Origin of the sequence: Flavivirga spongiicola, from assembly GCF_030540825.1 — a bacterium.
Classification (GTDB): domain Bacteria; phylum Bacteroidota; class Bacteroidia; order Flavobacteriales; family Flavobacteriaceae; genus Flavivirga; species Flavivirga spongiicola.
This window is the reverse complement of sequence record NZ_JAUOEO010000001.1, coordinates 1,729,383-1,743,380: the sequence shown is the minus strand read 5'-3', so window position 1 is coordinate 1,743,380 and position 13,998 is coordinate 1,729,383. Positions and strand designations below refer to the sequence as shown.

12 protein-coding genes are annotated in these 13,998 nt (G+C 32.9%); 9 read left to right on the top strand and 3 right to left on the bottom strand.

Features of this window, described 5'->3' with window-relative positions:
• The first annotated feature begins 2 nt into the window (after positions 1 to 2).
• Both Q4Q47_RS06810 and Q4Q47_RS06805 read left to right on the top strand, forming a co-directional pair.
• Positions 3 to 383 (top strand): TraR/DksA family transcriptional regulator, encoded by a 381-nt coding sequence (locus Q4Q47_RS06810; protein WP_303305899.1) that lies wholly within the window; start codon positions 3 to 5, stop codon positions 381 to 383.
• Between the two features lie 59 nt (positions 384 to 442).
• Positions 443 to 1,081 (top strand): lipoprotein signal peptidase, encoded by a 639-nt coding sequence (locus tag Q4Q47_RS06805; protein ID WP_303305898.1) that lies wholly within the window; start codon positions 443 to 445, stop codon positions 1,079 to 1,081.
• Between the two features lie 23 nt (positions 1,082 to 1,104).
• Here the strand turns inward: Q4Q47_RS06805 and Q4Q47_RS06800 are convergent, their stop codons facing one another.
• Genes Q4Q47_RS06800 through rimK form a run of 3 tightly spaced genes read right to left on the bottom strand, consistent with a single transcriptional unit; the run spans position 1,105 to position 3,539 of the window.
• Positions 1,105 to 1,668 (bottom strand): 5-formyltetrahydrofolate cyclo-ligase, encoded by a 564-nt coding sequence (locus Q4Q47_RS06800; RefSeq protein ID WP_303305897.1) that lies wholly within the window; start codon positions 1,666 to 1,668, stop codon positions 1,105 to 1,107.
• A gap of 12 nt (positions 1,669 to 1,680) precedes the next feature.
• Complete coding sequence (locus Q4Q47_RS06795; RefSeq protein ID WP_303305896.1) at positions 1,681 to 2,652, bottom strand: succinylglutamate desuccinylase/aspartoacylase family protein; 972 nt, start codon at positions 2,650 to 2,652, stop codon at positions 1,681 to 1,683.
• A gap of 8 nt (positions 2,653 to 2,660) precedes the next feature.
• A complete protein-coding gene (rimK, locus tag Q4Q47_RS06790) occupies positions 2,661 to 3,539 on the bottom strand; it encodes a 30S ribosomal protein S6--L-glutamate ligase (RefSeq protein WP_303305895.1) in 879 nt (292 codons plus the stop codon).
• A gap of 232 nt (positions 3,540 to 3,771) precedes the next feature.
• Here rimK and uvrC point away from each other — a divergent pair, with 232 nt between their 5' ends.
• The 7 genes from uvrC (at position 3,772) to Q4Q47_RS06755 (ending at position 13,989) form a co-directional block, all read left to right on the top strand.
• Positions 3,772 to 5,565, top strand: coding sequence for an excinuclease ABC subunit UvrC (uvrC, locus tag Q4Q47_RS06785; protein WP_303305894.1), 1,794 nt, complete (start codon positions 3,772 to 3,774; stop codon positions 5,563 to 5,565).
• A complete protein-coding gene (locus tag Q4Q47_RS06780; RefSeq protein WP_303305893.1) occupies positions 5,562 to 7,790 on the top strand; it encodes a patatin-like phospholipase family protein in 2,229 nt (742 codons plus the stop codon). The genes uvrC and Q4Q47_RS06780 overlap by 4 nt, the downstream gene beginning before the upstream one ends.
• Before the next feature lie 384 nt (positions 7,791 to 8,174).
• Positions 8,175 to 9,329 carry a homogentisate 1,2-dioxygenase gene (locus Q4Q47_RS06775; protein WP_303305892.1) on the top strand — a complete coding sequence of 385 codons (1,155 nt, stop codon included), beginning with the start codon at positions 8,175 to 8,177 and terminating at the stop codon, positions 9,327 to 9,329.
• 110 nt (positions 9,330 to 9,439) lie between these two features.
• The gene (hppD, locus tag Q4Q47_RS06770) at positions 9,440 to 10,600 is read left to right on the top strand and encodes a 4-hydroxyphenylpyruvate dioxygenase (protein ID WP_303308447.1); all 1,161 of its coding nucleotides are present in this window, start codon (positions 9,440 to 9,442) and stop codon (positions 10,598 to 10,600) included.
• A gap of 399 nt (positions 10,601 to 10,999) precedes the next feature.
• On the top strand, positions 11,000 to 11,779 hold the full coding sequence (locus Q4Q47_RS06765; protein ID WP_303305891.1) for a DUF3108 domain-containing protein: 780 nt from the start codon (positions 11,000 to 11,002) through the stop codon (positions 11,777 to 11,779).
• A 9-nt stretch (positions 11,780 to 11,788) separates the two neighbouring features.
• A complete protein-coding gene (locus Q4Q47_RS06760) occupies positions 11,789 to 12,706 on the top strand; it encodes a tryptophan 2,3-dioxygenase family protein (RefSeq protein ID WP_303305890.1) in 918 nt (305 codons plus the stop codon).
• Positions 12,688 to 13,989, top strand: a complete 1,302-nt coding sequence (locus Q4Q47_RS06755; protein WP_303305889.1) for a M23 family metallopeptidase — start codon at positions 12,688 to 12,690, stop codon at positions 13,987 to 13,989. Before Q4Q47_RS06760 ends, Q4Q47_RS06755 begins: the two co-directional genes overlap by 19 nt.
• Positions 13,990 to 13,998: the final 9 nt, after the last annotated feature.

Here is a 13,998-nt window from a genome sequence, read left to right as displayed (position 1 = left end):
TTATGAGTACAGATGCAAACATAAGATATTCTGATAAAGATTTAGCTGAATTTAAGGAGCTAATTACTGAGAAAATAGAGAAAGCGCAACATGATTTAGAGCTTATAAAAAGTGCGTATATGAACGACCATAATAATGGGACTGAAGATACATCGCCTACGTTTAAAGCGTTTGACGAAGGGAGCGCTGTTATGAGCAAGGAATCTAATTCTCAATTGGCAATTAGGCAAGAAAAATTTATTCGTGATCTTAAAAATGCGTTGATTAGAATTGAAAATAAAACATATGGTATTTGCCGTGTAACAAAAAAGCTGATTAATAAAGAACGTTTAAAATTAGTACCTCACGCTACTTTGAGTATTGAAGCTAAAAACATGCAATAATTATAATTATATATTCGCAACGTCTCGATTTAAAGTGAGACGTTTTTTTTGTTTAAATTATGTCCCTGAAAAAATCTATTATCCTTATCGTTCTTATTTTACTTATTGATCAAATAAGTAAAATATATATAAAGACACATTTTAAACTTCAGGACAGTGTTGAAGTGTTTGGTTGGTTTAAAATATTTTTTATCGAAAATAATGGTATGGCCTGGGGCACAAAAATTAGCGATTTCACATCATTTATATCAGATAGAACAGCAAAAGTGATACTAACGCTATTTAGAGTTGTCGCTATTTTTGGTATTGGCTATTGGTTGTATAATGCAACAAAAAATAAAAACTCTAAAGTATTGATATTAGCTATTGCCTTAATATTTGCTGGCGCTTTAGGAAATATAATAGATTCTGTTTTCTATGGTATTTTGTTTGACAGTAGTCGTAATCAAGTAGCCACATTTTTACCAGAAGCAGGAGGTTATGATGGTTTGCTTCATGGTAAGGTTGTAGATATGTTGCATTTACCTTTGTACAATGATTATTTACCTGATTGGATACCATTCTATGGAGGCGAATTTTTCACATTTTTTGAACCTGTTTTTAATGTTGCTGATGTCGCAATAAGTGTAGGTTTTATAATGCTTATTGTTTTTAATAAGAAAGCATTTCCAAAGACAAAGGATGAGGTAGATAGCTAAGGTGACTTATCAATTTTAAATAATTAAAACGTGTAGATCGTCTCAGGTGTCACACAATAATCTAACTTTATATCGCTTTCATAAACATCGGTAATTGTGTCTTCTGTTTCAAAAAAAGACAAGCCAATTTTAATGGTTTCTGGTTTACAATTAGCTAAGAAACGATCGTAAAACCCTTTACCATAACCAACCCTGTTCCCCGCTTTATCAAACCCTAGAAGCGGAATAAAAATAACATCCATTTTATCATTCGAAATGGCGATACCATCAACAGGTTCAGGAATGTTATACTTGTTTTTCTTAATTCTTGTGTTATCGGTTAAAAGAAAGTGAGTCATAAGTCCCGTTTTAAAATCACTTTTAGAAATAACAATATTTTTGTCCTTTCCTGATAAAATATTAAGAATATAATCTGTACTGACTTCTCTTTGTTCTTCAATAGATAAAAACAAATGATAAAAGGAATGTTCCCAAATAGGCAGTTCTAAAACTTGGTTGGCTATACTTAAACTTAGCTCATCGATTTGCTCCAGAGATAAATGTTTTCGAAGGGTTTTATACTTTTGACGTAATTCCTTTTTAATCATAATTGGTGTTAGTTACTTAAATTCTGTTGAAATATGAAAAAGTGCATCACCTTGATAAACAATAGGAGCTTCGTTTACATTTATTATATATCCAGAATTGTCTGCTTTTACAAAGTAATTAAACTTGCCATAAGGGTCTGTGATATTACCTAAAATATCACCTTTTTGTACTTTAGAACTTATTTTTGCAGATGCTTGAAACATGCCTGAATATTTAGCACGTTTCCATTTGCTTTCATTTATAAGAATGCAATCTTTTTTAGGAGTTGAGACTTTGAATTTAGAACTCAACATATCTAAATGATTTAAGACACGTTTAGCGCCATTTACCCCAGAATTAGTTATTAAATCATCTATGTGAAAAGACTTCCCGCCTTCAAAAAGAAGCAGGGACTTTCCTAATTTAGAACAAGTGTGCCTAAAAGATTTAGTTAAATGTTTGGAATATAATACAAATGGAGCACCAAAGGTTTTAGCTAGTTTATTAAGTTGCTTTTCCCCTTCAACAATACGAATTTGTGGCGCATTAAACCTACCAGAGCCACCTGTGTGAAAATCCATAATATAATCTACATGCGGTACAATATCGTGTGTAAGTTTATGCGCGACTCTACTTGCTAAAGAACCGTTTGAACTTCCTGGGAATACACGATTTAAATCGCGTCCATCAGGAAATTCACGTTTTAAATTTATAAAACCAAAAACATTAATCACAGGAATACAAATAGTAGTGCCGCATTTTGGTTTGTTAATCCCTTTTGCAATGAGTTGTCTAACAATTTCAACTCCATTAACTTCGTCGCCATGTATACCAGCAGTAAACAATACTGTAGGGCCAGGTTTTTTAGAGCGTTCAATAATTACTGGAACATTTACAGGAGTAGATGTATGTAAATTGGCAACATCAAAGTTAGCTTCTTTACTTTCTCCGGGTTTAATAGATACACCAAGAATGGTTAATATGTCGTTTTTAGTATTGTCCATTATTTTGTTTAACTGTGCCTATTTCTTTCAATGTAAGTAATAATGCTTTTAGCAATGTTTTTGCCTGTACCAGTTTCAATACCTTCTAAGCCGGGAGTTGAGTTTACTTCTAAAAGTAAAGGGCCTCTTGTAGATTGTAACATATCTACACCACAAACAGGAAGTTTTAAGGCTCTCGATGCTTTCATAGCAACTTTTAATTCGGCTTCATTAAGTTTTATAACTTCAGCAGAGCCGCCTCTATGTAAGTTGGAACGAAATTCACCTTCTTTACCTTGTCTTTTTATAGCGCCAATGACTTGTCCGTCTACAACTAAAGCTCTTAAATCGGAACCTTTGGCTTCCGAAATATATTCTTGTACCAGAGCTCTTGCCTGCAATCCGTTAAAAGCCTCTAAAACAGATTCGGCAGCATTTTTGGTTTCAGCTAATACGACGCCTAGTCCCTGAGTTCCTTCGAGAAGTTTGATAATAACAGGAGTGCCTCCCACATGGTCAATGACTTTCTCAACATCTCTAGAGTAATTGGTAAATACTGTTTTTGGCATACCAATACCGGCTTTAGAAAGCCTTTGAAAACTTCTTAGTTTGTCTCTCGACCTTATAATAGCGTCTGATGTGACCGAAGTAAATACATTCATCATTTCAAACTGTCTAACAACAGCACAACCAAAAAAGGTTGCAGAAGCTCCAATTCGAGGAATAATGGCATCTACATAATCCAGATAACGATCTTTATAATAAATGGTTGGCTTCTCTTTTTCAATAATAAGATCACATTTTAAAGGATCTATAACCTCCATAGCATGTCCCCGTTTTTCACCTTCTGTAACAAGGCGATCGGTAGAAAACAAATTAGGATTTCGTGATAGAATAACTATATTCATTAAATATGGCTTAATCTAAAAATTCTCCGACCCTTGGGTCGGGGTTTCCTATTCACCTCTCCTTTGGAGAGATCAGAATTGCCTTTTTATCAATTCTGGGTGAGGTAAAATACAAAATTTCGATTTTTGGCCTCTAGGTCAAAAATCGAAATTTTTTATCCCAATATCGCAATATACTAAAAAAGACAAACGAATTTTCACATTATCTAGAATTTAATATACCTTTGAGTTAATGGATGTACCTGCGTTAGAAATACAATTAAAAACCTTGCCAAATGCCCCGGGCGTATACCAATATTTTGACGCTAACGATACCATTTTATATGTTGGTAAAGCTAAAAACTTAAAGAAGCGTGTTAGCTCTTATTTTACAAAGACTCATGATAATGGTAAAACCAGAGTGCTTGTAAAAAAAATAGCAAGTATAAAACATATTGTAGTAGAAACGGAAACGGATGCTTTGTTGTTAGAAAACAATCTGATTAAGAAACACATGCCCCGTTATAATGTTATGCTGAAAGACGATAAATCCTATCCTTGGATTTGTATAAAGAAAGAACGTTTTCCAAGAGTGTTCTCAACACGTCGGGTCTTTAAAGACGGGAGTGAGTATTTTGGACCTTATACTAGTATGAAAACGGTTTCAACTTTATTAGATTTAATAAAAGGCTTATATCATTTAAGAACATGTAATTATCATTTATCTCAAGAAAAAATAGAAGCAGGTAAATACAAAGTATGTTTAGAATATCATTTAGGAAACTGTAAAGGTGCTTGCGAAGGGTTAGAGACCGAACAAGAATATCATAATAATATAAAGGCTATTAAAGAAATTTTAAAAGGAAATTTTAAAGATTCACTGATGCAATTTAAAATGCAAATGAAACAGTTTGCGGAAGCCATGCAGTTTGAAGAAGCTCAAAAAATAAAGGAAAAAGTAGAAATATTAGAAAATTATCAGGCAAAATCTACTATTGTAAATCCAAAAATCAGCAATGTTGATGTGTTTTCTATAATGAGTGACGAAAGTTATGGTTACGTTAACTTTTTACAACTTTCATATGGATCTATTATCCGATCACATACCTTAGAGGTGAAAAAGAAGTTAGATGAAACAGATTTACAACTTTTAGAATTGGCCATTATTGAAATTAGGCAGCGTTTCAATTCTAATTCAAAAGAAATTTATGTGCCTTTTAAAGTTGATTTGGGTGATGATGTTAAAGTAACCGTGCCAAAGTTAGGAGACAAAAAACATATTTTAGATTTATCTCTTCGTAACGCTAAATATTATAGAATGGAGCGTTTTAAGCAAGATAAAATTGTAGATCCAGATAGACATGCCAATAGAATTATGGCGCAGATGAAAGCAGATTTAAGACTTTCTGGAGAACCAAGACATATTGAATGTTTCGATAATTCAAACATTCAGGGAACCAACCCAGTAGCTGCATGTGTGGTTTTTAAAAATGGGAAGCCTAGTAAAAAAGATTATCGTCATTTTAATATTAAAACGGTCGTTGGACCAGATGATTTTGCATCTATGGAAGAAGTGGTGTACAGACGTTATAAACGCTTGGTTGAAGAGAAACAGCCGTTACCGCAGCTTATTATTATTGATGGAGGTAAAGGGCAGCTATCTTCAGCATTAAAAAGTTTGGACGCTTTAAATTTAAGAGGTAAAATAGCCATTATAGGCATTGCAAAACGTTTAGAAGAATTGTTTTATCCAGATGACCCTATTCCATTATATTTGGATAAGAAAAGTGAAACTTTAAAAATCATACAACAATTGCGTAACGAAGCACATCGTTTTGGGATTGAACACCATAGAAATAAACGTAGCAAAAGTGCGTTAAATACAGAATTGGAAACTATTTCTGGCATCGGCGATAAAACAGTTGTAGAATTGTTAAAACATTTTAAATCTGTTAAACGAGTAGCGAATGCAAAGTTAGATGAGTTAGAAGATGTAGTAGGCTTGTCAAGAGCAGAAAAAATATATAATTATTACCATAATAAATGAAGTACGTTTTAGTGTTCATATTGGTTTTTGTTTGTTTTGAGGGATTTGCTCAAGAAATAGAAAGCGATAATGATAAAATTGGTTTAGTACTAAGTGGTGGTGGTGCAAAAGGTTTAGCACATATTGGAGTCCTTAAAGTCATTGATAGTTTAGGCGTAAAAGTTGATTATGTGGCTGGAACAAGTATGGGGGCTATTATTGGTGCATTGTATGCATCGGGATATTCAGGCAATCAACTTGATTCAATTTTTAAAAAAATCAATTTTGATAATATTATAAATGATAATTTGCCCAGAGCATCCAAAGCATTTTACGAACGGGATAATGATGAAAAATATGCTATAAAACTTCCTTTTAATGATTTTAAAATTTCGTTACCGTCAGCCCTTTCCAGAGGTCAAAATACATATAGTCTCCTTTCAAGATTAACGCTGCATGTTAATGAAATAAATAACTTTAACGAGTTGCCTATTCCGTTTTTTTGCATAGCTACAAATATTGAAACAGGACAAGCCGTTGTTCTAGATAGAGGGAACTTAGTCCAATCTGTTATGGCTAGCGGTGCCTTACCTTCAATATTTCAACCAGTAGTTATTAATGATCAAATTTTAACGGATGGAGGTGTCGTAAATAATTACCCCATTGAAGAATTGAGAGCTAAAGGAATGGATGTTATTATTGGGGTTGATGTTCAAGACGACTTGGTTAACCGCGAAAAATTAATTTCTGCACCAGAGGTTTTACTCCAAATTAATAATTTTAGGACTATTAAAGCCATGAAATTAAAGGCTCCTAAAACAGATATTTATATTAAACCAGACATTAAAGAATTTAATGTAGTGTCCTTTAGTGAGGGAATTAAAATTATTGAAATCGGTAGGCAAGCCGGCATAAGTAAAGCAGAAGCTTTACAAGCTTTAATTAAAAAGGATGAAAAAATCAAGCCAAAAATAAAGATACAGCCACAAGACAATATTATAATTAACTCACTATCTCTTGCAGGAGAAAACAGTTATACACGAGCTTATATTTTAGGCAAGTTAAAGTTGAAGCTTAATAAAAAAGTAAGCTATGAAAACTTTAATAAAGGTGTAAATAATTTAGTAGCGACAAATAATTTTGACTCGTTCCAGTATGAATTTAAAAAAACGAAAGGAAAAGAGGGGTACGATTTATTTGCAACATTAGTAGAAACTAAAAACACGACTTTTTTAAAAGCAGGTGTCCATTTTGATGATTTATATAAAAGTGCCTTGTTAGTTAATTTAACTAAAAAACACTTATTGTTTGATAATGATGTGGCGTCATTAGACATTATTTTAGGGGATAATGTTAGATATAATTTTGAGTATTTAATTGATAAAGGTTTCTATTGGAGTATCGGATTTAAATCCAGATATCAACAATTTCATAAAAACATAAGTGCACAATTATTACTTTCAGATGATCAAATTATAGGAACAGGATTAAATAAAATTGATGCTAAGCTACAAGATCAAACGAATCAATTCTATGTACAAACATTATTTAGAAACGATTTTTCCCTTGGTTTGGGAGCAGAACATAAACGTTTGGAAGTGAAATCTCAAACAATTGCGACAAGCAACCCAGAAGAAGAGTTTTTATTTGAGAATACCGATTATCTTAGTGTTTTTGGGAATTTAAAGTTAGATACTTATGACAATAAGTATTTTCCAAGAAAAGGATTTTATTTTAATGGCGATATACACCTATATCTATATGCGTCAAGATTCAATGCCGATTTTGAAAGATTTTCAATAGCCAGAGCAGATATTGGTTATGCTTTTAGTGTTTCAGATAAGTTAGCATTCAATTTACAATCGCATGGCGGGTTTAAATTGGGTGATAAATCTACCCAAGCATTAGATTTTGCACTTGGTGGTTATGGTAATAATTTAATAAATAATTTTGTTCCATTTTTAGGATACGATTTTATTTCACTTACGGGGAATAGCTATGTAAAGGGATCAGCTAGTGTTGATTATGAAATTTTTAAAAATCACCATATTAGTTTAGAAGGAAACTGGGCGAATGTAGCTGATGATATATTTGAAACTGGTGAATGGTTTACATTTTCAGATTATAATGGCTATGCACTAGGCTATGCCATAGATACTTTTGTCGGTCCTATTCAGGGAAAATTTAGTTATTCTCCCGAACAGAAAAAAAGTATCTGGTTTTTCAATATAGGTTTTTGGTTTTAAAATAATGTTATTCCATTAATCTTTAGTCAAACATTAATAACTCAAATGAGCCAAAAGCAATATTTGTAAGCGCTTCAGTTTGTCAGTTAGTTACAATCATGTCTATGTTCTTGGTTCTAATAGCGAAGCGGTCTTACATCTTAAGTCACGCAATAATAGTTCTAAAAACTTAAGGTTCTGTTTTCTTTTCACAAAGTCACAAATTTTTACGATATTTGTATAGTTATGCAAATTTTTTGGCAAGAACTTTTAGTATTCCTACACTATCTCATCAAGAGAAATCCTGAGTGAGCAGGTTTTATTGTATCTTTAAATATACCATTTTGAAGTTTAGGTTTTTAGACCTGTAACTTCGTCATTTTTTAATCTTTAATTTTAGAAACAATGCCTTTTTACCATAAATTAGGAAATATTCCGCATAAACGTCATATTCAATTTAGAAAACCAGATGGAAGTTTGTATTACGAGCAGTTATTTGGCACTATTGGGTTTGATGGGATGTCCACCAATAGTTATCACGAGCAGCGCCCCACACAAGTAAAAGAAATAAAGAAGCAGTATAGCGTAGCTCCAAAAATTGCTTTAAAAAATAATATCAAATCGTATCGCTTAAAAGGTTTTCAAATAAAACCAGAACAAGATTTTTTAGAAAGTAGAAAAACAGTACTTGTAAATAGCGATTGCGCTATAATATTGGCAGCACCAAAACAATCTACAAACGATTATTTTTATAAAAACACAGATGCTGATGAACTTATTTTTATTCATAAAGGCACAGGGAAATTAAGAACCATGTTTGGTAATCTCGATTTTAAATATGGAGATTACCTATTAGTGCCAAGAGGTATTATTTATAAAATAGATTTTGATACGGAAGACAATAGGTTGTTTATTGTGGAGTCTCACAGACCTATATACACACCGAAACGTTATAGAAATTGGTTTGGGCAATTACTAGAGCACTCACCGTTTTGCGAGCGAGATATCCGCAGACCAGAAGCGTTAGAGACCTATAATGAATCTGGAGATTTTTTAATAAAAGTAAAAAAACAAGGAGACATTATAGAAATGGTTTATGCATCACATCCCTTTGATGTGGTTGGATACGATGGCTATAATTACCCTTATGCTTTTTCAATTCACGATTTTGAGCCTATAACTGGGCGTATTCATCAGCCACCACCAGTGCATCAAACTTTCGAAACCGATGCTTTTGTGGTGTGCAGTTTTGTACCGCGCTTGTATGATTACCATCCGGAGTCTATTCCAGCACCCTATAATCATAGTAATATAGATAGCGATGAGGTGTTGTATTATGTAGATGGCGATTTTATGAGTAGAAATGATATTGATGCAGGTCATATATCATTGCATCCGGCAGGAATTCCACATGGTCCGCACCCAGGAGCTGCAGAAAGAAGTATTGGTAAAACAAAAACCGATGAGCTTGCTGTTATGGTAGATACATTTAAACCACTAATGGTTACCGAAGAAGCTATGAAAATAGCCGATGAGGATTATCATAAATCCTGGTTATAGCCCCTAAATCCCCAAAGGGGACTTTTGGCGTTTAAAAATTTTATTCATAGAGTACTCAGAATCCGTCCAGTTTTGAGTCCCTTCCCTTTGGGAAGGTTAGGATGGGCTTTATTATGAAAGACATAAAATCAGTAAACTACGGTTTAGAAAAAATATTTGAAGGAGCACAAGATTTTTTGCCACTTTTAGGAACAGACTATGTAGAATTCTACGTAGGTAATGCAAAGCAATCAGCCCACTTTTACAAAACAGCATTTGGGTTTCAATCTTATGCCTATAAAGGTTTAGAAACCGGATCTAAAGAATCTGTAAGTTATGTACTCAAACAAGATAAAATACGTCTTGTTTTAACGACACCATTAAACAGTACATCACCAATAAACGAACATATTGTAAAACATGGTGATGGTGTAAAGGTTATAGCACTTTGGGTTGAAGATGCTAGAAAAGCATATGAAGAGACTACTAGTCGCGGAGCAAAATCATACATGGAACCCGTTGTAGAGAAAGATGAGCATGGTGAAGTTGTTAGAGCGGGTATATACACGTATGGTGAAACGGTACACATGTTTGTAGAGCGCAAAAATTATAATGGCTCATTTTTGCCAGGTTTTAAAGCATGGAAATCAGATTATAATCCAGAACCTGTCGGACTTAAGTTTATAGATCACATGGTAGGTAATGTAGGTTGGGGAGAAATGAATACTTGGGTAAAATGGTATGAAGATGTTATGGGTTTTGAAAATTTCTTATCCTTTGATGATAAACAAATCCATACCGAATATTCAGCTTTAATGAGTAAAGTGATGAGTAACGGGAACGGACGTATAAAGTTTCCAATAAATGAACCTGCTAAGGGAAAGAAAAAATCACAAATAGAAGAATATTTGGATTTTTATGAAGGACCAGGCGTCCAGCATATAGCCGTTGCTACCGACGATATTATTTCTACAGTTTCTAGTTTAAGAGCTAGAGGCATTGAATTTTTATCCACACCACCAGAAGAATATTATAAAGCAGTACCAGGAAGATTAGAAGAGCATAGTCATGAATTAAGAGAAGATATTGAGACATTAAAAAGCTTAGGAATAATGATTGATGCTGATGAAGAAGGCTACTTACTGCAAATTTTCACCAAACCAGTTGAGGATAGACCGACGTTGTTTTTCGAAATTATTCAGCGTATGGGAGCTCGTGGTTTTGGAGCAGGGAATTTTAAAGCACTTTTTGAATCTATTGAAAGAGAACAGGCTAACAGGGGGACGTTATAAAATATAAGTATGTGAATTTTGATCCGTATTATTCATGGTTTTCGTTATGAAAAGTTAAAATGCCAATAGATTTGGGAAGTACAATAATTTTTAGAGGATAAATTGTCACCCACTTTTAAGGCATAAAAATGAAGAGCATTGTCAAAGATGCTGGCGTTTGGCTTTGGAATACCTGCCTGGCCGGCAGGCAGGGAATAACTGTGAATAATGCAGGTTAAGTAAAAATGCCATCACTACCTGTTGGATTTTTGCTTTTTTGTAACAAAATTAGTGTTAAGGACTTCTAATAATAACAAGGAGTTTAAAGAATTTTTTTATTTTTGGAACAGTAATTGTAATTTCTAAGTGTACAGCAATAAAATATACATTAAGAAGTTACATTATCAAGACCCAGAACAAATGAAAAAAATACTACTTATAATAACTGCAATATTGACCATGCAAATGTCATTTTCTCAACAAGAATCTGCATTTGGAAATGGTGAATGGTTTAAATTTAAAATGAGTTACAGTGGTTTCTTAAAAGCAGGAAACGCAACACTTACTGTAAAAGATTCTAAATTAAATAATAAAGATGTCTATCATGTAGTTGGTAAAGGCTGGACTACAGGTATGATAAAATGGTTTTTTAAGGTAAAAGACAGGTATGAAAGTTACTTTGATAAAAAAACTATTATGCCTTATAAATTTGTTAGAAATATAGATGAAGGCGGGCATACCAAAGATCTTGAAATAGATTTTGATCAGGTAAATAATAAAGCATACGTAAACAATAAAAAGCACAATAAAAAAACAGTTATTGATACCAGACCTAATATCCAAGATATGGTATCGACATTTTATTATTTGCGTAATAATTTAGACACTAAAAAATTAAAGCCAGGGGATGAAGTAAGAATTGATATGTTTTTTGATGAAGAAAATTATGGATTCAAACTACAATATCTTGGAGAAGAAACCATTAATACAGAGTTTGGAGAAATTGAGTCTTTAAAATTCAGACCATATGTTATGGCTGGTCGTGTTTTTAAAGAAGAAGAAAGTTTAACACTATGGGTGTCAAAAGACAAAAATAAAGTACCTTTACGAATTAAAGCAGATTTAGCCGTTGGCTCTCTAAGAGCAGACCTTGAAGCTTTTAAAGGATTAAAACATCCTTTTAGAATCGTTGTTAGATAATTATAGATTTTGAATTCAGAAATAACCGACCAACTAAAAGAAAAATATGAGGCAATAGGTCAAGGGTTAGAAACTCATTTAGAAGGACTACTACATAGTAAACCTATAACCTATTGGGATTATATCCATACAGATGCCTTATTAGGACTACAAATACAGAGAACTACACTACCAGATGAGATGGTATTTATAGGATACCATCAAATTAATGAACTCATTTTTAAAATGATTCTTTGGGAAATTAAACAAGTAGCTGAATGTGAAAAACTAAGTACTGTTTTTTTTGAAGAAAAAATAATGCGTATTAGCCGCTATTTCGATATGCTAACAACTTCATTCAATATTATGAGGGAAGGCATGGATGTAGAGCAGTATAATAAGTTTAGACACACACTTACTCCAGCAAGTGGATTTCAAAGTGCGCAATATCGCCTCATAGAATTTGCTTCAACAGAACTTATAAACTTAATTGATATTAGATTTAGAGCATCCATCGATAGAAATACTCCTTTCGAGCATGCTTTCGAGCATTTATATTGGCAAGCAGCAGGTAAAGACTACAAAACGGGTGAAAAATCCATTCTACTTAAAAATTTTGAAAACCGTTATAAAGAAGAGTTTATTACTTTTATGAAAGTATATAATACGAAAAATTTATGGTCAAGATTTAAAGAATTACCAAAGGAAGATCAAAAAGATAAAGACTTAGTTAAAGCCATGCGTCATTTTGATTATACTGTAAATATAAAATGGGTTATGGCACATTATAATGCTGCTAAACATTATATATTAGGAAAAGATGGAGATGGAGAAGCCACAGGAGGCAGCGATTGGCAAAAATACATGCTTCCAAAATATCAAAAAAGAATATTTTTTCCAGAGTTATGGTCAGAAAAAGAATTAGAAGAATGGGGAACAGATATTTAGCACTATTATTATTAGTAGTATCTTTTATTGCTTGTAAAGATGATCCTAAGCCTGTTTTTTTAGAAGAAGAATTGGCGATAGTAGAAGAAGTTCCTGAAGATATTTATGAATTTGGGTTTAACTTAAACGACTATGTTGTTAAGCGAGATACCATTAAAAGTGGGGATAGCTTTGGGCAAATTTTAGAGCGTAATAAAGTAGGTTACCCTAAAATATTCCATATAGCAGAAAAAGCAAAAGACTCATTCGATATAATAAGAGGTCTTCAAGTAGGAAAACCATATACATTGTTATGTTCTAAAGATTCATTGGAGCTTCCAAAATGTTTTATTTATCAGCCAACTCAGGAAGAATATGTTGTCATCAGCTTTCATGATTCCATTCATGCTTACACGAGTAGGAAACCTATTAAATATGTTGAAAAAGTAGCTACAGGGGTCATTACCAATAATATTTCAGAAACTTTAGAACAGCAAGGGCTAAGCCAGCGGTTAGCATATAAAATGGCAGATGAAATTTATGCTTGGACCATAGATTTTAGACGCCTTCAAAAAGGAGATCGATTCAAAGTCATTTATACAGATAAGTATATTGACGATACGATTTATACAGGAGTTCATAATATAAAAGCAGCATTTTTTGAGCATAATAAAGAGCCTTTCTATGCTTTTGAATTTGAAACAGATTCAATAAAAGGTATTATTGATTATTTTAATGATGAAGCTAAAAATTTACGACGTGCCTTTTTAAAAGCCCCGGTAAAATTTAAACGGATCTCTTCAAGATATAATTTAAGAAGAAGAATTGCGGTTTATGGCTATAAGGTGCGCCCACATAAAGGGACCGACTTTGCTGCTGCTATTGGTACACCAATTATGGCTACCGCTAATGGCACGGTTACTAAGTCAAGTTATACAAGAGGTAATGGCAATTATGTAAAAATAAGACATAATGCCACTTACGAAACCCAATACCTTCACATGAAAAAACGAAACGTAAAAGTTGGTAAATTTGTTAAACAAGGCGATGTTATAGGTTGGGTTGGTATGACAGGAAATACCGGAGGTCCTCATGTTTGCTATCGTTTTTGGAAAAACGGAAGACAGGTAGATCCATTTAAACAAAAACTACCAGAAGCTAAACCGATCTCAGACTCCTTAAAAGTTAAATATTTAGATTTCATAGCACCTATAAAAGTACAGTTAGATAGTATTCCTTTTAGAGACGATATTTTAGAAGAAACATTAGAAAATAAGAATAATCTAATTTCATTTAAAGATTAATTAAAATTA

What these genes read in the sequence shown, in the direction of transcription:
- Q4Q47_RS06810 (WP_303305899.1), top strand. Translation starts at nt 3, where the DNA reads ATGAGTACAGATGCAAACATAAGATATTCTGATAAAGATTTAGCTGAA.
- Q4Q47_RS06805 (WP_303305898.1), top strand. Translation starts at nt 443, where the DNA reads ATGTCCCTGAAAAAATCTATTATCCTTATCGTTCTTATTTTACTTATT.
- Q4Q47_RS06800 (WP_303305897.1), bottom strand. Translation starts at nt 1,668, where the DNA reads ATGATTAAAAAGGAATTACGTCAAAAGTATAAAACCCTTCGAAAACAT.
- Q4Q47_RS06795 (WP_303305896.1), bottom strand. Translation starts at nt 2,652, where the DNA reads ATGGACAATACTAAAAACGACATATTAACCATTCTTGGTGTATCTATT.
- rimK (WP_303305895.1), bottom strand. Translation starts at nt 3,539, where the DNA reads ATGAATATAGTTATTCTATCACGAAATCCTAATTTGTTTTCTACCGAT.
- uvrC (WP_303305894.1), top strand. Translation starts at nt 3,772, where the DNA reads ATGGATGTACCTGCGTTAGAAATACAATTAAAAACCTTGCCAAATGCC.
- Q4Q47_RS06780 (WP_303305893.1), top strand. Translation starts at nt 5,562, where the DNA reads ATGAAGTACGTTTTAGTGTTCATATTGGTTTTTGTTTGTTTTGAGGGA.
- Q4Q47_RS06775 (WP_303305892.1), top strand. Translation starts at nt 8,175, where the DNA reads ATGCCTTTTTACCATAAATTAGGAAATATTCCGCATAAACGTCATATT.
- Q4Q47_RS06765 (WP_303305891.1), top strand. Translation starts at nt 11,000, where the DNA reads ATGAAAAAAATACTACTTATAATAACTGCAATATTGACCATGCAAATG.
- Q4Q47_RS06755 (WP_303305889.1), top strand. Translation starts at nt 12,688, where the DNA reads ATGGGGAACAGATATTTAGCACTATTATTATTAGTAGTATCTTTTATT.